This window comes from Corynebacterium glucuronolyticum DSM 44120, from assembly GCF_030440595.1.
GTDB lineage: Bacteria > Actinomycetota > Actinomycetes > Mycobacteriales > Mycobacteriaceae > Corynebacterium > Corynebacterium glucuronolyticum.
On sequence record NZ_CP047452.1, the window covers coordinates 265,379 to 289,149 of the forward strand.

The 23,771-nt window shown below is 60.0% G+C and carries 17 protein-coding genes, 2 tRNA genes and 1 other RNA gene; 12 read left to right on the forward strand and 8 right to left on the reverse strand.

Annotated features, from left to right (window positions below; genetic code table 11):
- Positions 1–33 precede the first annotated feature (33 nt).
- Complete coding sequence (locus tag CGLUCO_RS01215; RefSeq protein WP_005390977.1) at positions 34–762, forward strand: hypothetical protein; 729 nt, start codon at positions 34–36, stop codon at positions 760–762.
- Here the strand turns inward: CGLUCO_RS01215 and CGLUCO_RS01220 are convergent.
- Positions 759–1,736, reverse strand: coding sequence for a prephenate dehydrogenase (locus tag CGLUCO_RS01220; protein ID WP_005392737.1), 978 nt, complete (start codon positions 1,734–1,736; stop codon positions 759–761). The genes CGLUCO_RS01215 and CGLUCO_RS01220 overlap by 4 nt on opposite strands.
- Before the next feature lie 27 nt (positions 1,737–1,763).
- On the opposite strand from CGLUCO_RS01220, the gene CGLUCO_RS01225 reads away from it, so the two are divergent.
- The 8 genes from CGLUCO_RS01225 to gluQRS all read left to right on the forward strand — a co-directional run bounded on the left by CGLUCO_RS01225 (position 1,764) and on the right by gluQRS (position 16,338).
- The gene (locus CGLUCO_RS01225) at positions 1,764–2,249 is read left to right on the forward strand and encodes a nucleoside deaminase (protein WP_005390974.1); all 486 of its coding nucleotides are present in this window, start codon (positions 1,764–1,766) and stop codon (positions 2,247–2,249) included.
- 121 nt (positions 2,250–2,370) lie between these two features.
- The gene (locus CGLUCO_RS01230; protein WP_005390972.1) at positions 2,371–2,589 is read left to right on the forward strand and encodes a CsbD family protein; all 219 of its coding nucleotides are present in this window, start codon (positions 2,371–2,373) and stop codon (positions 2,587–2,589) included.
- Between the two features lie 59 nt (positions 2,590–2,648).
- A tRNA-Ser gene (locus CGLUCO_RS01235) sits at positions 2,649–2,739 on the forward strand.
- Positions 2,740–2,812: 73 nt separating this feature from the next.
- Entirely contained in the window at positions 2,813–5,161 is a 2,349-nt protein-coding gene (locus tag CGLUCO_RS01240) for an MMPL family transporter (protein WP_198481445.1), read from the forward strand.
- A complete protein-coding gene (tgt, locus tag CGLUCO_RS01245; protein WP_084036010.1) occupies positions 5,145–6,380 on the forward strand; it encodes a tRNA guanosine(34) transglycosylase Tgt in 1,236 nt (411 codons plus the stop codon). The genes CGLUCO_RS01240 and tgt overlap by 17 nt, the downstream gene beginning before the upstream one ends.
- Before the next feature lie 374 nt (positions 6,381–6,754).
- Positions 6,755–11,326 carry a YPDG domain-containing protein gene (locus CGLUCO_RS01250; protein WP_232621907.1) on the forward strand — a complete coding sequence of 1,524 codons (4,572 nt, stop codon included), beginning with the start codon at positions 6,755–6,757 and terminating at the stop codon, positions 11,324–11,326.
- A gap of 627 nt (positions 11,327–11,953) precedes the next feature.
- On the forward strand, positions 11,954–15,319 hold the full coding sequence (locus tag CGLUCO_RS01255; RefSeq protein ID WP_143336834.1) for a YPDG domain-containing protein: 3,366 nt from the start codon (positions 11,954–11,956) through the stop codon (positions 15,317–15,319).
- Between the two features lie 143 nt (positions 15,320–15,462).
- Positions 15,463–16,338: a tRNA glutamyl-Q(34) synthetase GluQRS gene (gene gluQRS, locus CGLUCO_RS01260; protein ID WP_232621906.1), complete on the forward strand. Its 876-nt coding sequence runs from the start codon at positions 15,463–15,465 to the stop codon at positions 16,336–16,338.
- Here gluQRS and CGLUCO_RS01265 read toward each other — a convergent pair.
- Together CGLUCO_RS01265 and argF are read right to left on the reverse strand one after the other, a co-directional pair.
- Positions 16,322–17,170: a 2-dehydropantoate 2-reductase gene (locus tag CGLUCO_RS01265; RefSeq protein WP_084036014.1), complete on the reverse strand. Its 849-nt coding sequence runs from the start codon at positions 17,168–17,170 to the stop codon at positions 16,322–16,324. The two genes, gluQRS and CGLUCO_RS01265, sit on opposite strands and share 17 nt — an antisense overlap.
- Before the next feature lie 6 nt (positions 17,171–17,176).
- Positions 17,177–18,172: an ornithine carbamoyltransferase gene (gene argF, locus CGLUCO_RS01270; protein WP_198481444.1), complete on the reverse strand. Its 996-nt coding sequence runs from the start codon at positions 18,170–18,172 to the stop codon at positions 17,177–17,179.
- A gap of 157 nt (positions 18,173–18,329) precedes the next feature.
- On the opposite strand from argF, the gene pyrR reads away from it, so the two are divergent.
- Together pyrR and CGLUCO_RS01280 are read left to right on the forward strand one after the other, a co-directional pair.
- Positions 18,330–18,869: a bifunctional pyr operon transcriptional regulator/uracil phosphoribosyltransferase PyrR gene (pyrR, locus tag CGLUCO_RS01275; RefSeq protein WP_070741260.1), complete on the forward strand. Its 540-nt coding sequence runs from the start codon at positions 18,330–18,332 to the stop codon at positions 18,867–18,869.
- Positions 18,869–19,804: an aspartate carbamoyltransferase catalytic subunit gene (locus tag CGLUCO_RS01280; protein ID WP_070741263.1), complete on the forward strand. Its 936-nt coding sequence runs from the start codon at positions 18,869–18,871 to the stop codon at positions 19,802–19,804. Before pyrR ends, CGLUCO_RS01280 begins: the two co-directional genes overlap by 1 nt.
- A 14-nt stretch (positions 19,805–19,818) precedes the next feature.
- Here CGLUCO_RS01280 and CGLUCO_RS01285 read toward each other — a convergent pair whose 3' ends face one another.
- Together CGLUCO_RS01285 and ffs are read right to left on the reverse strand one after the other, a co-directional pair.
- Positions 19,819–20,274 carry a hypothetical protein gene (locus tag CGLUCO_RS01285; protein WP_168167248.1) on the reverse strand — a complete coding sequence of 152 codons (456 nt, stop codon included), beginning with the start codon at positions 20,272–20,274 and terminating at the stop codon, positions 19,819–19,821.
- Between the two features lie 107 nt (positions 20,275–20,381).
- Positions 20,382–20,480: signal recognition particle sRNA small type (gene ffs, locus CGLUCO_RS01290), an RNA gene on the reverse strand.
- 126 nt (positions 20,481–20,606) lie between these two features.
- Between ffs and CGLUCO_RS01295 the strand changes: the two genes are divergently transcribed.
- A tRNA-Ser gene (locus CGLUCO_RS01295) sits at positions 20,607–20,691 on the forward strand.
- A 314-nt stretch (positions 20,692–21,005) separates the two neighbouring features.
- Here the strand turns inward: CGLUCO_RS01295 and CGLUCO_RS01300 are convergent.
- The 3 genes from CGLUCO_RS01300 to CGLUCO_RS01310 all read right to left on the reverse strand — a co-directional run bounded on the left by CGLUCO_RS01300 (position 21,006) and on the right by CGLUCO_RS01310 (position 23,771).
- Positions 21,006–21,143 (reverse strand): hypothetical protein, encoded by a 138-nt coding sequence (locus CGLUCO_RS01300; RefSeq protein WP_198481443.1) that lies wholly within the window; start codon positions 21,141–21,143, stop codon positions 21,006–21,008.
- Between the two features lie 505 nt (positions 21,144–21,648).
- On the reverse strand, positions 21,649–23,073 hold the full coding sequence (locus tag CGLUCO_RS01305; protein ID WP_084036016.1) for an FtsX-like permease family protein: 1,425 nt from the start codon (positions 23,071–23,073) through the stop codon (positions 21,649–21,651).
- A complete protein-coding gene (locus CGLUCO_RS01310; protein ID WP_084036017.1) occupies positions 23,073–23,771 on the reverse strand; it encodes an ABC transporter ATP-binding protein in 699 nt (232 codons plus the stop codon). Before CGLUCO_RS01310 ends, CGLUCO_RS01305 begins: the two co-directional genes overlap by 1 nt.

The following is a 23,771-nucleotide window of genomic DNA, read 5'->3' on the forward strand; positions in this document are numbered from 1 at the left end:
GGATTCTAGCTTCATGCGGTTAAAGTAATAGCTATGAGGAAGCTCGCCTTCGCGGTGATCGCTCTAATTTCGTTGAGCGCATTGGCCAACTGCATGTGGAGAACCATGGGTATCTCCACCATGTTGTGGGTCACACTTGTCGTCTGCGTAGCGTGCGTCGTCCTCAGTGGCATCATGGCCGCACACAGTGTGGGGATCGAGCGCAACCTCGCCCGCCATATGATCGTCTTCTCTCTGTTGAAGGCCATCATGCTGACACTCGTGGTCATGGATGCCCCGGGGTCTCTCCTCTGCCTCGTGGTTCACGACCTGGCCACGCTCTTTATTGTCGGCCTCGCCGGTGCTTTCCTCACACCGCGGCGGCGGCCCGCACCCACAAGCGGGATGCTGAGCGTTGTCCTGCAGTACAAGATCGTGGTTATCCTCGGCACCCTCACCACGGCGATGGGGGAGAACGCCTGGCTGGGCAGGATTCACTTCGACCTGATGGAATGGATCCCGATCATCCACGCGGTGCTGTCCTCGGTGTTCCTCGCCACTGTGTTCATCGTGGCGCGGAAGTTCCCCGTGCTCATCACCGCGCAGATCATCATGTTCCTCACCGGCGCGCTGAACCTCATCAATTCGGACATTGCCTCGATGCTGCACAGCGTCATCACACCGGCGGCGACGGCGCTGCTGTGCTACTACATCGTCATGGAGCCGCCGGTGAAAAAGGTGAAGGGCAAGGCGATCCCCAATCCAAACGCCATCTGGAGCTAGAACACCTCGACGCGGCTGCCGATAGCCTCGGCCTGGTGCAAGATGGAGAGCCAACCGTCGGCACCGGGGTGGAGGCGGAGGACCGGGCGGAGACCGGAACGTGCGTCGAAACGGATGCGGGACCGATACCCGGCGTCGACAAGCTCCTCGATGGAGGGCTGGTCACCGGAAAGATCGTTGCGGGCCTGCGTGAGGAGCTCGAGGGCCTCGTCGAGGGCCTCGACGAGCTTGGGGGCGTTGGTCTCGCACATGGCGCGCACGAGGGACGCCTTGGAACCCGCGACGCGCGTGGCATCCGTGTAGCTGCCGGCGGCAAGCGACAGGGCGAGCGCACCACCGTTGTCGCCGACAACGCTGAGCGCCTCCGCGAGCACGTGGGGCAGATGCGAAATGCGGGCCACCGCAGCGTCGTGGGAATCGGCGAGGGTGGGGATGACCTCCGCGCCGACGAGCCCGGCCATGTGGGCAACGTCGGCCCACAGCGCGGCCCACGAGTCATCTACCTCGCCGGCCTCCAGCTGGTCGTAGCAGATAACCCAGGCACCGCCGTTAAACAGGCCGGACTTTGAGGCCTTCCAGCCGGAATCGGCGGTACCCGCCATCGGGTGGCTGCCCACGTAGCGCCCCGCCAGGCCACGCTCCTTCACGGCTGTGAGGATCGCGCTCTTAACGGAGGCGACATCGGTGAAGCCACAGCTGGGAGCCTCGTTTGCGATGCGATCGAGGATGGTGGGGAAGCCGGGGACGGGAACGGCGATGACGATGAGCGCGCCCTCCTTTTCGGCGCGCGCCAGCGTCTCGGTGAGCGAGCTGGAGACATCGAAGCCCTCCTCGCGGGCCTCCTCGGCGCGGGACGTGGTGCGGTTATAGCCAAAAACGGGGTGCCCGGCGGCGTGCAGATCCCTAAGGAGTGATCCGCCGATGAGCCCGAGGCCGATGATGCAAATGGGACGAGAGACTGTGTGAACGTTCATGGGGTAAGTGTGGCACAGTTAGGGGTTATGGTGCTTGTCAATCTCCCCCGCGAGCGCCGCGAGCAACGGATGCGCGCGGTGCTTGACCTGCTCACCCCGCCGTTTACGGATGTCCCCGTTGCCGCCGCCGTGTTCGACGCGGAGGGGACGATGATCGGCTGGGGGACTAACGAGCGCAAAGCCACCTCCGACCCGACGGCGCACGCCGAGGTGCAGGCGATCCGCATGGCTGCCCGCGCCCGCAGGGACTACATCCTGGAAAACACGGAGCTGGTGGTCACCCTCGAGCCGTGCACGATGTGTGCGGGCGCGTTCCTAGCCGCGCGCATCCCGTCGCTCGTCTTCGGTGCCTTCGAGGAGAAGACCGGCGCGGTGGGTTCCGTCATCGACGTCGTGCGGGAACCGGCGCTGCCGAACCGAGTGGAGGTTGTCGGCGGCGTGCTGGCGGACGACTGCGCGGCACCGCTGCGCGCGTTCTTCCGCGATAAACGGCACGTCATAGACATGTCGTAGACACGTCATAGAAACGTCGTAGACACGTCATAGGATCGGCCACGGCGTGTGGGGGCGAATTCGCGTAGACTCGTTTTACATATTAAGACGAGAATTAAAACAGAAAGGAAAGGTACCTGTCATGGGTGACATCCAGGACGACATCAAGAACAAAGCAGAAGAGTTCGGCGGCAAGGCTAAGGAAGGCCTCGGCAACGTAACCGATAACGAGAAGCTCGAGGCTGAGGGCAAGGCCGATCAGACCAAGGCCGACATTAAGCAGGGCATTGAGGAGCTCGGCGACAAGGTTAAGGAAGCCGGCGACAAGATCCTCGGCGCTTTCCAGGACGAGAAGAAGTAACTCGCCTTTTTAGCGTGCGATTTGGTCGATCGGGCACCCGTCAATTACCCTCAGTAAACGGTGGCGTGTCCGAGCGGCCGAAGGTGCTCGCCTCGAAAGCGAGTGTTGGGTAATCCCCAACCAGGGGTTCAAATCCCCTCGCCACCGCCAGTGAAAAGGCCTCGATGCGCGCATCGAGGCCTTTTTTATTTTTCGCCGATTGTTCGATGGGAGACTGAAGGGTTTGGCTAAGTTCCTGTTTAAGGTGGGGCGCTGGTCCTACCGCAAGAAGTGGTGGGTGATCGCCGCCTGGACACTGATCCTCGCCGCCGTGCTGGGTAGCGCAGGCGTGTTCCAAAAGGGCTTCTCCAACGAGTTCAGCATCCCCGGCACACCGTCGTACAACGCGGCGATGATGCTCGAGGACCTGTGGCCGGGGCAACCGAACCCGGTGGCGGCATCCTCGGTAAACCTCGTCTTCCAGGCTCCCGAGGGGGAAACCCTGGACGAGCCACAAAACATGGCGGCGATGGATAAAACCATTAACTACGTCAAGGACAACCTCACCCCCATCTCGGGCACAGAGATGTTCGCCAACCCGATCACCTTCGACCCGCTGATGAAGCAGCGCGTTGTCGACGGCATGGTCGCCGCCGGCCTGCCCGAAGAGACCGCCCAGGAGGATGCGGCGAACCTCGGGCGCGTCTCTGCAGACAAGACCATCGCCTACACCAGCTTTAACATTGACGTGCCCTCCACCGGTGATGTCACCAACGAACACCGCGCGGTGATCAACGAGGCGATCCGCCTCGGCGAGGACGCGGGCATTAGGGTGGAGGCCAACGGCCCCGGTTTCGCCGACCCGATCAAGATTAAGACTACCTCTGAGGCCATCGGCGTCGTCGTCGCCCTCCTCGTCCTCATCGTCACCTTCGGCTCCTTCATCGCCGCCGGCATCCCGATCCTCACGGCGCTGCCGGGTGTCGGTCTGGGCATGGGCGCCATCCTCCTGGCCACCCGCTTCGTCAGCCTCAACAACACCACCCCCGTGCTGGCCATGATGATCGGGCTCGCCGTCGGCATCGATTACGCGCTGTTCATCCTCGCCCGCTTCCGCGCCGAGAAGCGACGAATGCCGTGGGATGAGGCCGCCGGCATGGCCGTGGGCACCGCCGGCAGTTCCATCGTTTTCGCCGGCACGACCGTGTTCGTCGCGCTGATCGCCCTGACGCTCGTCGGCATCCCGTTCCTCAGCTGGATGGGTATCTCCGCCGCGTTCACGGTGCTCGTCGCCGTCCTCGTGGCGCTCACGCTGCTGCCCGCCATCATGGGGCTGTTCGGCTCCAAGGTGTTCGGCTGGCAATCGGCGTTCCTCCGTCGCCGCCAGGAGCACCTGCAGGATCCGGAGGCACGCACCGTCGGCCGCCGCTGGGTGGAGACGGTGCACCGCGCGCCGGGTCTCATCCTCGCCGGGGTCGTCGTCATCCTGGGGCTTCTCACCACGCCGGTGCTCAACCTCCAGCTCTCTTTGCCTGTCGACGCTGTGGCGAACCAGGAGACCACGCAGCGCCAGGCCTCCGACCTCATGCAAGAGGCCTTCGGCCCGGGCATCGATGCGCCGTTCCTCGTCGTCGTCGACGCGCACGACGTGGACACCTCCGCCCCCGCCCTGCAGCCGTTCACCGTCGACGGTGAGGTTCCGCGCGAGGCCGCATACATGTACGTCGTGCAGCAGCTGAAGACGCACCCGGAGGTCAAGCACGTGCAGATCGCCGGCATGAACGAGGACGGCACGGGTGCCCAGCTCCTCCTCAGCCCGCGCACCGGCCCCGCAGACGAGGCGACGACGCGGTTGTTGGAGTCGGTCCGCAGCCAGCAGCAGGGGATCGAGGAGACCACCGGCCTGAAGATGGGTGTCACGGGACTCACCCCGATCATGCAGGACATCACCACCCAGCTGGAGAAGGCAATGCCGATCTATCTGCTGGTCGTCGTGGGGCTGGCGATCGCCTTGTTGCTCATCGTCTTCCGCTCCATCGTGGTGCCGGTCATCGCCGGCCTCGGCTTCCTGCTCTCGGTTGGTGCGGCGTTCGGCGTCACCATCCTCGTCTGGCAGGAGGGCCTGTGGGGTCTGGTGGGCACACCCGGCCCGCTCATCAGCTTCATGCCGATCTTCCTCATCGGCATCTGCTTCGGTCTGGCAATGGACTACCAGGTGTTCCTCGTCACCCGCATGCGTGAGCACTTTGTCAAGCACCGCGACGAAAGTCACGGCGCCTACACGCCGACGGAGGCCTCCGTGGTCGAGGGCTTCACACTCGGCGCGCGCGTGGTTACCGCCGCGGCGCTCATCATGATCGCCGTCTTCATCGCCGCCATCGACCAGCCCCTCCCGTTTGTTCAGGTGTTCGGGTTCGCACTGGCCTTCGGCGTGCTTTTCGACGCCTTCTTCGTGCGCATGGCTCTCGTCCCTGCCGCTATGTTCCTCTTGGGTAGGGCAACATGGTACATGCCCGCGTGGCTAGATAATATTCTTCCCACCATCGATATCGAAGGTGAGGAGCTGGAAAAGGAATATGAGCTTTCACATTAACCACAGTGACGGTGCCGCCCGCACGGGCGTGATCTCCACGCCACACGGCGACATCCAGACCCCGGCGTTCATTCCCGTGGCCACGAAGGCAACGGTAAAGACGCTGACGCCGGAGCAGATCCGCTCGACAGGCGCACAGGCGATCCTGTCCAACGCCTACCACCTCTACCTGCAGCCCGGCCCGGACATCGTGGACGAGGCCGGTGGCGTGGCCGCGTTCGAGAATTGGCACGGCCCCACCTACACCGACTCCGGCGGCTTCCAGGTGATGAGTCTCGGCGTGGGCTTCAAGAAGGTTCTCGCCATGGATACTGCAAACCTGACGGAGCAGGATATTCGCGCGGCAAAGAAAGACCGCATGGCGCGTGTGGATGAGGACGGCGTGGACTTCCGCTCCGTTATCGACGGCTCCAAGCACCGCTTTACCCCCGAAAAGTCGATGGAGATCCAACATCAGCTGGGTGCGGATATCATCTTCGCCTTCGACGAGCTGACCACGCTTGTGGATACCCGCCAGTACCAGGAAGACTCCGTCGCCCGCACGCACCGCTGGGCCAGGCGCTGCCTGGAGGCCCACGAGCGACTGTCCAACGAGCGCTCTCACCGCCCCGAGCAGCAGCTGTGGGGCGTGGTGCAGGGCGCCCAGTACGAGGACCTGCGCAGGCAGGCCACCCGCGGGCTCATGGATTTGGACCGCGACGCCCGCGACGCGGGGCGTCGTGGCTTCGACGGCTTCGGTATCGGCGGTGCCCTGGAAAAGAACCAGCTCGGCACCATCGTCGGCTGGGTGACCGAGGAGCTGCCGGACGATAAACCGCGCCACCTCCTCGGCATCAGCGAGCCCGACGACATCTTCGCCGCTGTTGCAGCAGGTGCGGACACCTTTGACTGCGTGGCACCGACCCGCCTGGGCAGGCGCGGTGGCGTGTACACGCTGGACGGGCGTCTCAACCTCAAGGCTGCCCGTTTCAAGAGGGATTTCACTCCCATCGATGCGGAGCTCGGCGGGTACGTGAGCGAGAACTACACGCGCGCCTATATTCACCATCTCCTGAAAGCTAAAGAATTCTTAGCGGGCACCCTGTGCACCATGCACAACCTGCTATTCGTGGTGAAACTCGTGGATAACATCCGGTATCACCTCGAAAACGGCACGTTCGAGGAGTATCGCGACGAGTTCATGTCGCGCTACTACGCCACGGGAAGATACAAGAAGTAAGGGAACCAGGCTAGATGTCTTGCAAATAAGACATCTAGCCTTTTGGTTTACCCCCCAAAAGGGCTAGCCTGAGAAAAAAATATAATTTAAGAAAGAAGCCTTTGAGTTTCACACAGTTAACAGCTTAAAAGTAGGGAATGAGCTGCAGGAAATCGGTGAAAGCCAACCTTTTTATAGGGGGAAGATTGCGGGGAGGTGCGTGCCAAAATGCCTGAAAGTCGCAGGTCAAAACTCTGAAAGCGGGCAAAGGTGGGGGTTGTTTCCGTTGCTCCTTAAAAGAAACTGAGTAAAGTCTGAGCAAAGGGTTTCGTTCACCTCATGACGGTCGGGCCCTGACGCAAACATCAAGAAATTCGATAAAGAAGGACCAGGCGATGAAAATACGCAAGAATTCTCGGTGGAGCGTGTCCGGCTCTGCTATGTCCGGTCTAGGAGCATCGAGCATGTTCCGGACCATCACCGCACTCGGTGTGGCTACCGCGCTCACCGTTTCTGGTGTCTATGCCGTTGAGAACGCTCCGGCAGCACAGGCTCAGGAAGCTGTTGCTGCACCGGCCAAGCCTGCTAAGGCAAAGAAGTCGGCTCCCGGTACCTCCGTTGAGACAGCTATCTACTCTGATGCCATTGCTAACGGCCAGGTCAACAGTGTCTACGACATGCAATTGGGAACGTTTGTTGCTTCCGGTCACGCTTATACGCTCGATTCCACAACGGCCTCCTTTGGTGGCGTGAACGATGCCACAGCGAACACCCGCGTGCCTGAGGGCACGAAGGTCTACGCACAGTGGATCGACGGCGAGGGTGGCGCCGTATCGCCTATTTACTACACGGAAACTCATGACCTCAGCTGGGGCAATGGCACCCAGGGTGGCAAGGGTACCTTCGCCGTCTCCCTTCCGCCGTACGAGGATGCCCTCGGGGAACACCACGAGTTCAATCCCGGCAAGGGCGATCAGATCAAGTTCTGGATCGAACCGTTCACCAACGAGCGTGGCAACAAGCTGGAAATGATGCGCACCGCTCCGGGCTGGTACCCGAGCTTCAGCCCGGCCAATAAGCGCGTGGCTGGCTCTACGTTCAACATGAACAAGAACAATCTCCAGAACGTCGGCATCTTCATGTACGAGTTCCCCGGCGAGCACATGTTCTCCGACAAGGTCAACGTCGATACCTCCGGCCCCCGCATCAAGGGTCGCGTGTGGCATGAGGCCGGCGATGCGAACCTCTCCACTGGCCCGGGAATGGATTCTACGACCGGTGGCGACATTGCTGCCGATGGCTATGAGGTCCTGTTCACTGGCCTGACCGAGGCCGGTTCTAAGGCCATTGATGCTGCCACCAAGGACGTGTCCCGCGATGAGTACGTGACCATCACGGAAAAGATCATCAAGGAGCACCCGGAGTACGTCACCGGCACTTCTACGGCCAAGACGGGTGCCGACGGCTGGTATGAGCTGCGTCTTCCGGCTGGTACCGACAAGTACGCTATCTACGGCGCGGTGAAGAACCCCGCTGGTGAGATCGTCCAGACATACAGCTCCTACACCACCCCGGTGTTCGACCGCCCGAACCGCCTCGGCTCCGTAACGCCGGCGGCTACCGCTTCTCCGGTGGTCCCCGGTTGGTTCAACGTGCACTTTGCTATTTCGGATTACAAGGCCATCACGCTTGATATTCCCTACTACAACGTGACGGATAACCCGGCCACCGGTGGCGACACCCTTGAGGTGAAGCTGGATGGCACGCTGCCGATTTTCCCCAACAAGATTGTGTGGACCGACAGTAATGGTAAAGAGCTGAAGACCTGCGAGATCAAGGAACTGAAGGACGCAGACAGCTGCTCTCTGGAGATTCCGAAGGATTTCAAGGGCAAGGAACTTTACACCGCAACCCTGATCTCCGGCCCGAACACCATTGCTGCTGACTCCGCGCTCGTGACCTCCGAGCTTCCGGACAAGGACAAAGACGGTATCCCGAACCGTTTCGATCCGGATGCTGATGGCGACGGCGTGAACAACGACGACGAGATCGCCGCTGGTCTTGATCCGCTGGATCCGTTCTCCAACGGCACGAAGGACAAGGACGGCAAGCCGGTTTCCGACGGTGACTTCGACTCCGACGGGGACAAGGCCACCAACAAGGAAGAGTCCGACGTTCCGCAGGAAAACGGCAAGGACAAGCCCGTCAAGGACACCGACGGCGACGGCCTCGGCAACCCCGGTATCACCGATAAGAACCCGCAGAACGGAATCGCCGACCTCATTGAGGGTAAGGATTCCGACAAAGACAAGATTCCGGATTCCATTGATCCGGACGCTGATAACGACGGCATCAACAACGACGACGAGATCGCCGCTGGCCTTGACCCGCTGGATCCCTACTCCGGTGGATACAAGGACAAGGAGGGCAAACCGATCAAGGACGGCGAAGGCGACATCGACAAGGATGGCCTAACCAACGCCGAGGAGTCTGATGTCCCGAACGGCGCTGTTCCGGATACGGATGGCGACGGCCTGGCTAACCCGGGTATCACCGATAAGACCGGCAAGCTGGTTGACGGCAAGCAGGGCCCGAACGGTGTTGCTGACCTCATTGAGGCTTTGGACACCGACGGCGACAAGGTTCCGGATTACCTCGATCCGGATGCCGATAACGACGGTGTGAACAATAACGACGAGATCGCCGCTGGTCTGAACCCGCTGAACCCGACCTCCACCGCCGATGAGAACGGTAACCCGGTCAATGATGGTGATCTTGACCTTGATAAGGACAAGAAGAAGAACTCTGACGAGTCTGACACCGATGTTCAGCCCGATGGCGTGAACCCCGATGGCACTGCCAAGGTTCCGATCACCGATAAGAACAACAACGAGGTCGCTGATCTTATCGATGGTGACCTCGACGATGACAAGATCCCGAACTCCGAGGATCCGGATGCTGATGGCGACGGTGTGAACAACAACGACGAGATCGCCGCTGGCCTTGATCCGCTGAACCCTGATTCCGATGGTGACGGTGTCCCGGACGGTGAAGAGGATACCGACGGCGACGGCATCAAGAATGCCGAGGAGTCGAACACCGAGGTCGAGCCGAATGGTGTGAACCCGGACGGCACCGCGAAGGTTGCTATCACCGATAAGAACGAGAACAACATTGCCGACCTGATTGAGAAGAAGGACTCCGACGGTGACGGCATCCCGGATGCTGAGGATCCCGACGCTGATGGCGATGGCATCAACAACACCGACGAGAAGGAAGCGGGTCTTGATCCGCTGGATCCCTACTCCGGTGGTTACAAGGATAAGGACGGCAACCCGATCAAGGACGGCGAAGGTGACTTCGACAAGGACGGCATCAAGAATGCTGATGAGTCCGAGGTTCCTGAAGGTCGCGTCAAGGACAAGGACGGCGACGGTATCGCCGATCCGGACAGGACCGACAAGACCGGTGACAAGAAGAACAACGGCCCGAACGGTGTCGCTGACATCATCGAGAAGGCTGACACCGACGGTGACGGAATCCCCGATAATGAGGATCCGGATGCTGACAATGATGGCGTCAACAACGACGACGAGAAGGCTATCGGCACCGACCCGCTGAACCCCGACTCCAACGGTGACGGCATCAAGGACGGCGACGAGGACTTCGACAAGGACGGCAAGACCAACGCCGAAGAGTCCGAGGTTCCTTCCGGCCGCGTCAAGGACAATGACGGCGACGGTATCGCCGATCCGGGCATCACCGACAAGAACAACAACGATGTTGCTGACCTTGCCGAGGGCGACAACGATGGCGACGGCATCCCGAACTCTGAGGATCCCGACGCTGACGGCGACGGCGTCTCCAACGACGACGAAATCCGCGCTGGTCTCGAACCGCTGAACCCTGATTCCGACGGTAACGGCATCAAAGATGGCGACGAAGACTCCGATAATGACGGCATCAAGAACGCCGACGAGTCCGAGGTCCCCGAGGGGCGCGTCAAGGACGAGAACGGCGACGGCATCGGTGACACCGGTATCACCGATAAGAACAACAACGGCATCGCTGACCTTGTCGATGCCAACGGCGCCAAGTGGGTCGGCAAGTACGACAAGCAGACGCCAGAAGTTGGCAAGACTGTAACGGTCACGCCTGAGTTCGACAACGCGCTGACCGCTGTGAACGAACACGGTGCCGCTCCTGCGGGCACGACGTTCGAACTGGACGAGACCACGGTTCCTGCAGGCTGGGATGTCACTGTTGACCCGACCACCGGTCGCGCAACCGTGACGGTTCCGGAAGATGCCACCACGGGTACCGCCAACACCATCACGGTGAAGGTGAACTACCCCGAGTCCGAGACGAACAACGCAACGCAGAAGGAACTCGAGCTCGTCGTCACGCCGGCTGCCAAGCAGATCGCTGACACGAACACGATCATCGAGCAGTGCATCGATCCGAACGAGTGGTACGCGAACCCGTTGCTCTACCTCGTGCCGCTGGGAATCATTGCCCTGGCAACGCAGGTGAACCTGCCGGTTCCGGATTCCATCAAGGCACAGCTCGATAGCCTGAAGATCAACAACCCGGGTAACCAGCCGCAGTGGCTGAAGGATGCGAACGCACAGCTGGCAGCCATGGGCTCCAACGTGAACGTCGCGGGTATTATGTCCATTCTGGGTCTCGTTGCAGCTGCGTCGCTTGTGGGCATGTACTACGCCACCAAGTGCATCAACGGCAAGGCTTGGGACTTCACCAACCTGAGCTCCGGCGCTGGCGTGACCACCGGTGAGGGAACCGAGGCTACCACCAACGGTTCTAGCGCCAAGACTGACGACAGCAAGCCGAGCAAGGACAATAAGACCGAGTCCACTACCACCGCAACCTCCGAGACGGAGGCTCCGGCTGAGGACTCCGCTGCAGGGGAGACCTCCACGAGTGAGGAACCCACTGCAACTGAGTAAACAACAGATGAACTAGTATGAATCCAGTGGCTACCAGCCACTGGATTTGTACGGAGGGCAAGCAGGACCGCCCTTTTGATCATCGAAATTTTTAAGCTCCGCATCTGGTCCTGCGGAGGCTCCCGGGTCACCACATGGTGACCCGGGAGTTTTTTATGCGCGTCCGGAGTCTGCCGGTCCAGGGGTGCAGGATGCAAGACCTTCGGTTGGGCGATGCTGGATCCTGAGTAATTAGTCACCCAAAATTAGGGGTAGCTGAGAAAAATTTATATATTCGTTATGAGGGTAAAAATTCTGTTGAACACTTTATAAAAACGCACGTTGTGACGTTGCTCCTCTTAGGTATCGCGTAAACTACGGCTTTAGCAAAGTGTCTCAAATATATAAATGTGAAAAATGGGACAGAAGGTACAGGATGGGATTAAGGGTAGGGACTCGTCTACCTCTCTATGTCGATAGAACCTTAATAAAAACTGAGTATTATCTAAGTAGATGCGAGAGCCCGGCTCATAAAATTTCCTTCCATCCGGGCCTCGCGTCTGCGGCGCTTGCTTTTTACGTGCGCACGTACGGCGCGCTGCGAACAGAGTTTTCCGGGGCTTGCAAGTCCTAATCACAAGGAGAATTATGAATATATCTCTGAAGAGGGTCACTTCCCTCGGCGTGGCTACAGCGCTTATCTTCAGTGGTGTGTACTCGGTGGATTCGCCGTACCTTCCCGTCGCACAGGCGGCGGAAGATGGTGCCGGTGATCCTGGCTATTCCACGGATACTGCCCTCGACGCCGACGCTATCACCAGCGGAACGGTTAAGAACGTCAACGATCTCCGCCTTGCTACGTACGTTGTCAGCGGCCATGCCTACTACATGGACGCGACAACGGCGGCTTTCAGTGGCATCCCCGGCCGAAGCACGAACACGGCGCTTCCTGATGGGACGACGGTGTACCTGCAATGGATGGGCAAAGACGGTTTCGTTTCACCGATCTACACCGCCAAGACGCACAACGTAGATTGGGGCGTTTCAAACCAGGGCGGCCAGGGTCTGTGGGCGTTCAGCCTTCCCAAGGTAAAAGACGCGCTCAAGCAGGAGCACGAATTTGACCCTAAGGCTGGCGACCAGTTCCGTGTGTGGATCAAGCCGTTTACCAATGATCGTGGCAATCGCGTGGAGATGTTCCGCCAGGCACCGGGTATGACACCGGGTTTCTCGGCCTCCAATAAATTGCCGGCCGGTTCGACAATGAACATCAACAAGAACAACGTGCAAAACGCTGCGGTCTTCATGTACGAGAACCCCGGTTCCTACATGTTCAATGACCGTAAGGGCGAGTACCACAACACGAATACGTGGGTGGACGGAACGGTATGGCTGGAGGCCGGAGAGGCGACTCTGGGCACCGGACCGAGCTTCGACACGTACGCTTCCGATATCGCTGCCGAGGGATACACGGTAGAAATCACGGGACTGACCACCGAGGGGCGTCGCGCGATCAACAACGCGACCTACGGTGAGCCCCGCAGCACGTGGGTGAACACGACGAAGAAGATCCTGGAGCGGCACCCCGAGTTCATCACGGGAACGGCCGTGGGCAAGGTCGGAGCAGACGGTACCTATGGCATGTGGGTTCCCTGCTACACCGATCCGGCGTCCCTGTACGCCTTGGTTCGGGATAAGGAAGGAAACGTGGTGCAGTCCTACAGCGCCTACACCACGTCGCAGTTCCTCAGCCCGAATGATCTGCTGTCCGTATCGCCTGCGTTGCCCCCGGGATTCGCGGGTAACGCTTGGCACAATGTGAACTTTGCGGTCGTTCCGTTTAAAGAGGTTTCCCTCGATATCCTCAAGTACAACGTGACCGACAAGCCGGCTGGCCCTGGTGCCACGCTCGATGTCGTGTTGGGAGGAACGCTTCCTCCGTTTGCAAATAAGATCGTGTGGCATGATAGCGACGGCAAGGAGCTGAAGAGCTGCGATATTACGCAGCTTTCGGATGCTGCGGGGTGCTCTCTCACCATTGACAAGAAGTTCAAGGGTTCCACCATCGTCACCGCAACACTCGTTTCTGCCCGGACCATCGTTGCCGCAGATTCTGCCCTTGTGACAGACAAGCTGAAGGACACCGATGGCGATACGATTCCGGATTACCTTGATCCGGATGCCGATAATGACGGGATCAACAACAACGACGAGATCGCCGCAGGCCTAGACCCGCTGGATCCGTACTCCGGTTCGAAGCTCCCGAAGGACAACCCGAATCGCGACAAGTACTTTGATGCGGATGGCAACCCGATTAAGGATGGGGAGGCCGACCATGATGGGGATAAGATCCCGAACGCTAAGGAGTCTGACGTCGAGGTTCAACCCGATGGTGTCAACGATGATGGTACGGCGAAGGTGCCGATCACGGATAAGACCGGCAAGCTGGATAACGGTAAGCAGGTTCCAAACGGCATCGCCGATCTCATTGAGGCACTTGATACCGATGGCGATACGATTCCGGATTACCTTGATCCGGATGCCGATAATGACGGCGTGAACAACAACGACGAGATCGCCGCAGGCCTTGACCCGCTGGATCCGTACTCCGGTTCGAAGCTCCCGAAGGACAACCCGAATCGCGACAAGTACTTTGATGCGGATGGCAACCCGATTAAGGATGGGGAGGCCGACCATGATGGGGATAAGATCCCGAACGCTAAGGAGTCTGACGTCGAGGTTCAACCCGATGGTGTCAACGATGATGGTACGGCGAAGGTGCCGATCACGGATAAGACCGGCAAGCTGGATAACGGTAAGCAGGTTCCGAACGGCATCGCCGATCTCATTGAGGCACTTGATACCGACGGTGACACGATTCCGGACAACATTGATCCGGATGCCGATAACGACGGCGTGAACAACAACGACGAGATCGCCGCAGGCCTTGACCCGCTGGATCCGTACTCTGGTTCGAAGCTCCCGAAGGACAACCCAAATCGCGACAAGTACTTCGATGCGGATGGCAACCCGATCAAGGATGGCGAAGGCGACCATGATGGGGATAAGATCCCGAACGCTAAGGAGTCTGACACCAACGTTCAACCCGAGGGTGTTAATGATGACGGCACGGCGAAGGTGCCGCCTACCGATCGCAACGATAACCAGATCCCGGATCTGATTGAGCGCACCTACGCCCCGTGGGTCGGATCCTACGAGAGGCTTACCCCAGAATCCGGAACGACGGTGACCGTCACGCCAGAGTTCGACGATACGTCCACTCCTGTCAGCGAACGTAAGGGTGCACCTGAAGGAACCCGCTTCGCGCTGGACACCACGACGGTGCCGGAAGGCTGGACCGTGGATGTTGACCGGAACACGGGCAAGGCGACAATCACGGTTCCCAAGGATGCCGTAACCGGCTTGGAAAAGCTCATCACGGTGAAGGTTACGTTCCCCAAGGACACGTCCAATGAGGCGTCACAGACAGAACTGAAGATTTCCGTCACCCCGAAGGCTAAGCCGATTGCGGATACTAAGACGATCATTGAAAAGTGCATCGATCCGAAGGAATGGTACGCGAACCCGCTGCTGTACCTGGTTCCGCTGGGCCTGATTGCTTTGGCTACGCAGGTGAACCTGCCACTTCCGGAGTCGCTCCGGGTGCAGCTGGATAGCCTGAAGATCAACAACCCGGATAACCAGCCGCAGTGGTTGAAGGACGCGAACGCGAAGTTGGCTGCCATGGGCTCCAACGTGAACGTCGCGGGTATTATGTCCATTCTGGGTCTCGTTGCAGCTGCGTCGCTTGTGGGCATGTACTACGCCACCAAGTGCATCAACGGCAAGGCTTGGGACTTCACTAACCTGAGCTCTGCTGCGGACGCGGATCAGACCGCCGCTGACGGTGCGTCGGGTTCCAGCGAGTCTGAGAAGGAAAGCGATACAACAACCACTACATCTACGACAACGACGCAGCCGAAGCCGAGCGAATCTGAAACCGCCGAAAAATAGGCTGTGATGGCCTGGTAATAGTCGGTCATCATTGTTCATGTGGTAAAACATAAACAGCTCCGCATCTGGTCCTGCGGAGGGCTCCCGGGCCACCCATGAGGGTGGCCCGGGAGTTTTTGTCTGCACCGGCTACTGTTAGGGCTATGACACAACCAGCCGGACGCTACGCACCGAGCCCCTCGGGTGACCTGCACATCGGAAACCTCCGCACGGCACTGGCCGCATGGTTGGATGCGCGGGCATCGGGCAGACGCTTCCTCGTCCGCATCGAGGACGTCGACGAGCAGCGCAGCTCGCGGGAGGTGGCGGCCAGGCAGCTGGAGCACCTGGCAGCCCTCGGCATCGACTGGGACGGCGAGCCCGTCTACCAGCAGGAGCGTTACGGCCTCTACGAGCAGGCGCTCACGCAGCTGGACACGTTCCCGTGTTATTGCACGCGCCGGGACATCCGGGAGGCCGCCCGCGCGCCACACACCCCGCCGAGTTTCTACCCCGGCACATGCATCGGTCGCACCGACATCCCGGAGATGGGGGATCGGGCACCCGCGATCCGCTTCCACGGCGGCGGGGAGATGACGCTTGTCGACGATCGTCACGGCACCGTCACCGGTCCGGTGGACCACTGCGTGCTTCGGCGTGGCGGGCGGGAGCCGGGGTGGGCATACAATCTGGCCTGCGTTGTCGACGATATCGAGCAGGGCGTGGACCGCGTCGTCCGCGGTGATGATCTACTCGCCTCAGCGCCGACGCAGGTGGCGATCATTACCGCCCTCGGCGCGACGCCGCCGACATACCTCCACGTGCCCCTCGTCGTGGGGGAGGACGGCGAGCGCCTGGCCAAGAGAAACGGTGCGACGACGCTGCCAGAGCTGACCCGCCACTGGTCCATCCGCGAGATCGTGGCGATGCTCGGCAGGTCGCTCGGCATCGAGGGAGCGAACACGGCCCGGGAGATGGTGGCGCGGTACAGCCCGCAGGCTATTCCCGCTGAGCCGTGGGAGTTTAGCGCCCCGCAATAAGGGCGTAGGCCAACCTGTGCAGCGGCACCGCTACACCGTGTCGCTCCGCCTCGCGGATGACGGCTCCCACCTGGGCATCGAATTCCCCGGTAAGGCCGGCCATCCGGTCGCGCTGCATTGAGGTGGTGGAGCTGGCGGGCATGGCATCGGCGAAGGCGAGGGTGCGGGCGACCGCATCCTCCGGTATCGGTACTCCCGCACCGATACCGGCGTTGTGTACCTCGGTGATGAAATCCGTCAGCGACTCCCGGTACGTGGTGCGCAGGACGCCGAGGTCGGCATCGGCGATGAGGCCAAGCGCGCCGCAGGGTTCGACGAACATGGCCTTCTCCCAGACGTCGACAAGCTCATCGTCCCGGACAGTGACGGTGATACCCGTGGACTCCAGCGCCCGGGCAAGCGTCGGGGCGCCGGGGCCCATGGTGAAGGAGCCGGGACCACCGTGCGTGGTGACCTCGGCGGGGCCGACATGGTGGAAATAGCCGCGCACCACGCCGGGCACGGTCCGTTCTTGGCCGACGACGGCGGCGATGAGCCGTGGAGCCTCGACGGAGTTCTGCGTCATCACAATCGGTGCATTCGTTCCGTCGAGGATTTCGGTAAGCGGCGCGCCCGTCGCCTTCGTGGCCAGCACGATGGCCGAGGCCTCCACCTCAGAGGCATGTGTCGCCACGGCAACCGGAACATCCACGCCGTCGGCACGGACCCCGCGCTCCCGCACCGCGCGGAGCGCCTCGCCACGGGCAACGACAGTCACATCCGCACCAGCCGCGGAGAGTTCGCTCGCCATCCAACACCCGACGGCCCCGGCACCAATAATCGCAATCGTCATAGCTGCCTACTTCAGCGTGGCGTACATGATCGCCTTGATGGAGTGCATGCGGTTTTCCGCCTCGTCGAAGACCCGGGAGCGGGGCCCCTCAAACACCTCGTCGGTGACTTCCATCTCGGTGAGCCCAAACTTTTCGGCGATCTCGGCACCGATGGTCGTCTTCGTGTCGTGGAAGGCGGGCAGGCAGTGCATGAAGATGGCGTTGTCGGCGGCCTTCTCCATCATCTCGCTGGTGACTTGGTACGGCGACATCGCCGTGATGCGGGATGCCCACAGCTCCTCGGGCTCGCCCATGGAGACCCAAATGTCGGTGTAGATGGCGTGGGCACCGGCGACGGCTTCGTCGACATCGCTGGTCAGCGTCACACTACCGCCGGTTGTGGAGGCGATCTCCGTGCATGTGTGCACGAGCTCGTCGTCGGGCATGTTCTCCGTCGGCCCACAGGCGACAAAATGCAGGCCTAGCTTGGCGCACACGACCATGAGCGAGTTGGCCACGTTATTGTGGGCATCGCCCATGAACACGAGTTTCTTGCCGGCGATGCCGTCGGGGAAGTTTTCCTCCAGGGTGAGCATGTCGGCGATCATCTGCGTGGGGTGGAACTCGGTGGTGAGGCCGTTCCACACGGGAACGCCTGCGTATTTGGCGAGCTCCTCGACAATCTCCTGCCCGTAGCCGCGGTACTCGATGCCGTCGAAGAAGCGCCCGAGCACGCGGGCGGTATCCGGCAGGGATTCCTTCTTACCCATCTGGGAGGAGCCGGGATCGAGGTAGGTGACGCCCATCCCCAGGTCGCGGCCGGCAACCTCGAAGGAGCAGCGGGTGCGCGTGGAGGTTTTTTCAAACAGCAGGACGATGTTCTTGCCCTCGAGGTAGCGGTGCGGGGTGCCGGTGAGCTTGAGTTCCTTGAACCGTCGCGAGAGGCGAATGAGGTAGCGGATTTCTGCGGGGGTGAAGTCCAGCAGTTTGAGGTACGACCGGCCGCTCAGGTTCATGGGCATGGGGTGGGAGTCCTTTCTGTTTCGTGGGTAAAGCATCATTGTACGGCGAAGATCGTGCTCCCGGTAGAGCTTCTGTTGCGCGCCCTGCGGGTCTATACTTAATCCTCGGCACTATCCTTTAACGGACCGCACAGAGAGGCGGGGAAGGAGGCGCTCGATGGTATCGGTTGTCGGTAGTGAAGAAATTTCACGGATGATCACCCACATCGCGCACCAGATTATTGAAAAACGTCGTTGCGACGGTGGCGAAGTAACCTTGTTGGGCATTCCCTCTGGGGGCGTGCCACTCGCGCAGCGCCTGGGGGAGGCCATCGCGGCCGAGACGGGGGTGTCGGTTCCGCTTGGGTCCCTCGATGTCACCCCCTACCGTGACGATCTCCGTCGTCGCCCGCACCGGGCGCTTCAGGAAACTGTCTACCCTCACGGTGGGGTGGAGGACAAGGTTGTTGTGCTTGTCGACGATGTTTTCTCCACCGGTCGCACGATTCGTGCGGCTCTTGATGCACTTGCCGACGTCGGTCGCCCCCGCCGCGTCGAACTCGCCGTTCTCGTCGATCGTGAGCAGCCCGAATTCCCCATCCGCCCCGACTATGTGGGCACCGCCGTCGCTCACCTGCCGGAGGACGCAAACGTCGTTTGTGAGCTCCAGCCACTCGACTCCGCCGACCGAATCACCTACTCCGAGGAACACAAATAATGAAGCACCTAATCAGCACCGAAGATCTTTCTGCTGAGGAAATCACCTACCTTCTGGATCAGGCGGACGAGTTCCGCAACACGCTGTCCGACCGCGAGATCCGCAAGCTTCCCACCCTCCGTGGGCGCCGGGTGGCCTCCCTGTTCTACGAGAACTCCACGCGCACGAAGAACTCCTTTGAGACAGCCGCCAAGTCGCTGAGCGCCGACGTGCTCAGCATCTCCGCCGCCAGCTCCTCGGTGAAAAAGGGCGAGTCCCTGCGCGATACGGGCCTGACGCTCACCGCCATCGGCGTGGAAGCCTTCATCCTCCGCCACCCCTCCTCGGGTGCGCCGCAGCTGCTGGCCGGGTGGGTTGCCCCCGACGGTGTCGGCCCCTCCGTTATCAACGCCGGTGACGGCTCTCACCAGCACCCCACCCAGGCGCTTCTCGACGCCGTCACCATGCGCCAGCACCTCGGCGACGTGAAGGGCAAGACCGTCGCCATCATCGGCGACCTCCTCCACTCCCGCGTCGTGCGCTCCAACGTGGATGTCCTGTCCATGCTGGGTGCCCGGGTGATCCTCGTCGCCCCGCCCACCCTCATGCCCGCCGGCGTGGAGACGTGGCCTGCCGAGACCTCCTATGAACTCGACCCGATCCTGAAGGATCTCGACGTGGCGATGCTGCTGCGCGTCCAGGAGGAGCGCATGCACGGTGGCTTCTTCCCCTCCGACCGCGAATACCGCGCCCTCTACGGCATGACCGCCGAGCGCCTAAACAAGCTGAACAAAAACGCCCTCATCATGCACCCCGGCCCGATGATCCGCGGCCACGAGATCGACTACGCGGTTGCCGATGCCGAGCAGACCGTCGTCCTCGAGCAGGTCGCCAACGGCGTCTACCTCCGCATGGCGGTCCTCTTCGCGCTTCTTTCAGGAACGAACGAGGTCTAAAGCCGCGCTGGAATCTAGCGGTAAGAACTCGGATGCGATCCAGGATCGGTCCGAGTTTTCTTTTCTCTGCCCTTCCGAACTACCGCGCCGCCGAGCAACAACAGCGCCGCTACATCGGCGCAGGCAAGCCCGATGGCGATGGCGAGAAAGCCGAAAATGTTGATCGCGGTCTCCCCGTTGAGGACGAAGAAAGAGGCGACACCCGCCACGAGCAAAGCGATGCTCAGCACATACGAATACGTGAGGGGGCTGCGGCCGGGTAGTTGCAGGGCGGTGAACGTTCCCCACGACGCGAGGACCGCGCCGAGCACCAGAAAAACGGGGTAGAACCAGGGGGCAGCGAATAGCGGCACGACAGAATCATCGGAAAAGGCCGTCGCCACCACCGACGCCCATAGTCCGCCAAACATCGCGGTGAGCAGCAGTGAAGAGATGAGTGGAACGGCGAATCGAAACATTGGTTGCTCCATGGGGTGTAGAAATGTCGTGCCCGCCTCGATCCGTCCTACGAGCGTGAGGCGGTGGCGTGTGCGCCCAAGGATACACGCACACGCCATAAGTCCGCTGCGCCCCGAATAGAAAAAGGGGACCCCACACACCCGGTAGAGCTCGTTGACCCTTGCTGCATTCCTGCCCTGGGGGAGTTCACAAGATAACCGCCGTGCGGGATCCTGGTTCGTAAGTGTAACGGATTAGGCGAAGAAATGAAAACAGGCCATCCTTGTTTCTCCGGCCTGTCGTCTGCGGGGCGTTGACCAGGCGTTTTGTGTTTTACCCCTAACATCGTCTACTCTTCTTTCTCGGAGGATTCGACTAGCGGCCTATGTCGCACGCCTGGAACGCGTGTTGGGAGCAATCCCTCAGGGGTTCAAATCCCCTATCCTCCGCGGTGAAAAATCCCCGGTTCTTCGGAACCGGGGATTTTTGCATGTCGAATGGGGTTTTCTGCAACTCGCAATGTTGGGGTTAACCCCAATGTTGGGGCTAAGCCACGATTGTGAAGTTATCGGACACAGAGTGTGTTTTTAAACCCGTCCGGAACTCGCCTCTGCAGCCACAACGCGTACGCACCTACGAAGACCGTGATGTCGATCAATACCGGTACCACGTACTCGTTCGCTAGGTCGTTCTCTCGGTCCTCGTTGGCAACGGCGTGGACGATGCCGTGGACTGCGATGTGCGCCCACACCCTGCCCCTTTTCTAGAAGATCGTGACAAGGAGGAAACCGCTGGCGGTGGGGTAGAGCACCTGGCACGGATTCTCCGTACGTGTCATGTCGCCGCCGTGGATCAGGTTCACCATGCGCCCCAGGCTGAACGTGAGCGAGGAAACGAGCATCTCAATTGTAGGTGCGCATCGCCTGGAAGAGGAGACCGTGGAAGATCAGTTCCTCAAGAAAACCGCCACGCACAGCATTGCACCTATAGAGCAGGCTATTTCACTGCCTGGGCGGTTGAGCTGAGCCCCGAACTACAGTGGACCGTGAACAGGATAATGAAGGGGACGTAGTGGAGGAACTGCGTGGCAAACACGCGGGGAGGGCGCAAGCCGTAGTGCTTGCGCCCATTATTTCTCGCACGAAGATAAGGAGCATGCAGGAGAGGGTGGCCAGGACTGGCAGCGTGATGCCTTTCTCGACACTGAGGGACCGCGAGAGCTCGTCGCCAAGAGAAACTGCGACACCGTAGATTGCAATCCACATCAGTGCGAAGGCAATCTCGTTTTTCGCTGTAGTTTCTCTGCGTTTCACAATCGTTGCACAGTGAGGCGAATCCACGTTGAACCTTTTTGACGAATGGCCTTGAGGCCAGAGCTTTCCTGCAATCTGGCGCAGTGGAGTCGCCTAGCGCGTACGCACCTGCGGCGAGCTGTTGTAGATTTTCTTAAAAGTAGGAAGGCTGAGCAGTTGTGCGAGGAAAAGCAGGATGGTTCCGATAGTGATAGCGCCAAGGACTACCAAAGGACCCCCGACAGATTCTGGGTCTTCGATCACATAATCGGTACCAGCGCTGAAGGCACTGCCAGCCACCGTTCCCAAAGCCCATGCGCTCAACGTCGCAAGGACAAAGGGCACGATGTTTTCGATCCAATTCACTGAGATGATCGGTTGGGGACTAACTCCCATACGGTGAAGAGCTCGGATGTTTTGCTCACGGCTAAACTCTGCTGCGATTTGTGAGATCATGACAGACACCGAGTTGATGATGCAGGTGATGACGATAACCAGAAGCAGTCCCAGATTCAGGTCAGGCTTGAGGGCTTCGGTGACCGATTGAGCCGCCTGGGAGAGATCATCACCGGGAGCAAAGCGCATAAAACCAACGAATGCTGCCAGGAAAATCAAGAATGAAATTCCGGAGATCCGGCGCCACACCGTCCGGGGATTGTGCAGGACATTCCGGAAAGCCCACGACACCGTGACGCTTGGTATGCGTACCAATGGGCGAGCCAAAAGCTGCAGGATAAAGGGGCCCGCGATGTCGTTTGTCAACATCAGCAGTGCCACGACCGCGAAGCTGAAGAACAGCTGATTAAGAGTACTCTTCTCGTCTGTAAAACGAGGGAAAACATAGGCAACCGCCAGAACAGCAATCAAAACGAGCAAACGCCAGGCTCGCAGGCGTTTCGCTGCACTACGGCGTACTACTCCCAGTGGCGAAATGCTCACCTGGATCAATCCCACGAATGTTGCTACGAGCGTGAACGCGACCAAGATGGCATCGATAAGTGGATAAAAATACCAGGGCATATATACTTCGTCGATGCTTACAGGCATCGATTGAAAGCTCAGACCAGTAAACAAAGGGGCACAAAGAAGCGCAAGAACTTGCCCCAACACGATCCCCGTTACGGCTTGCACGAGCACTTCGCAGGCACCCATGACGTTGACCTGGCGGCGATTCAAGCCGATAAGGCGCAGTACCGCAAGCCGGTAGTGCTGCGATTGCGCTGTCACCAGGGCAGCTTGTGAGGCCAAATTGCAGGCGGGAATCACAATGAGAATACAAGCAAAAAATGCGAGACTGAGGTAGGTCTGGGGAATGATCGCGAATGAAGGATCGAGCTCCAAAGCGTCGGCTAGATTGCCGTACGGGTGGTGATAGCGTTGGTAGAACATGTACGTTCCGCTGGCGGTGATCGTCGCAATGGAACTTACTATTGCAAAGGCAAGAACGCTTAAGAAAATGAGCAGACTGTCACGGTTCTTAGTGTGGGAACGTTGGATGGCCAACTCGGTGGTCAGACGCGCCAAAGAAGGGGTAGCCATCAGTTTTCCTCCTCGTGGCGGCGAAGCGTCTGATCAGAGTGAATGAATCCATCTCGAATTTCAACAAGTCGGTCACACCAGCGCGCCACCTTGGTGTCATGAGTGACCAAAACCAAAGCGCCACCGTAGTGCGACAATGTCAAGGTAATCAGTTGCATTGCCTGGTGCCCGGAGGCCTGATCCAGTGCACCGGTAGGTTCGTCGGCGAAGACCACGCTCGGCTGGTGGACCAAGCCACGAGCTATCGCGACTCGCTGTGCCTGCCCACCGGAGAGCTCCGCAGGTAATTTATGGGAGTGCTCACCCAGCCCTACATGGTGGAGGAGGGCATCCGCGCGATCGAGTGCGTCAGAAGTTTTCACTCCAGTCAGGCGCAAGGGCAGAGCCACATTTTCGCGAGCCGGAAGCTCGGGGATAAGCATGCTGTCTTGGAAGATGAACCCGAAGTCTCGCAGCCTGAGTGCAGAACGTTGGGCATCGGAAGCTGAGGAGATGACCTTGCCTTGAAATGTCACCGTGCCCGAGGTCGGCGTCAAGATTCCAGCCAAACAATTGAGGAAGGTAGATTTGCCAGAACCCGAAGGCCCCATGATGGCTACTTTTTCTCCGGGGGCAACATGCAGGTCGATGCCACGCAGAACTGTGGCGCTATTGAATGCTTTTGTTATCTGTTCTGCTGCAAGTATGGGTGTTGTCAT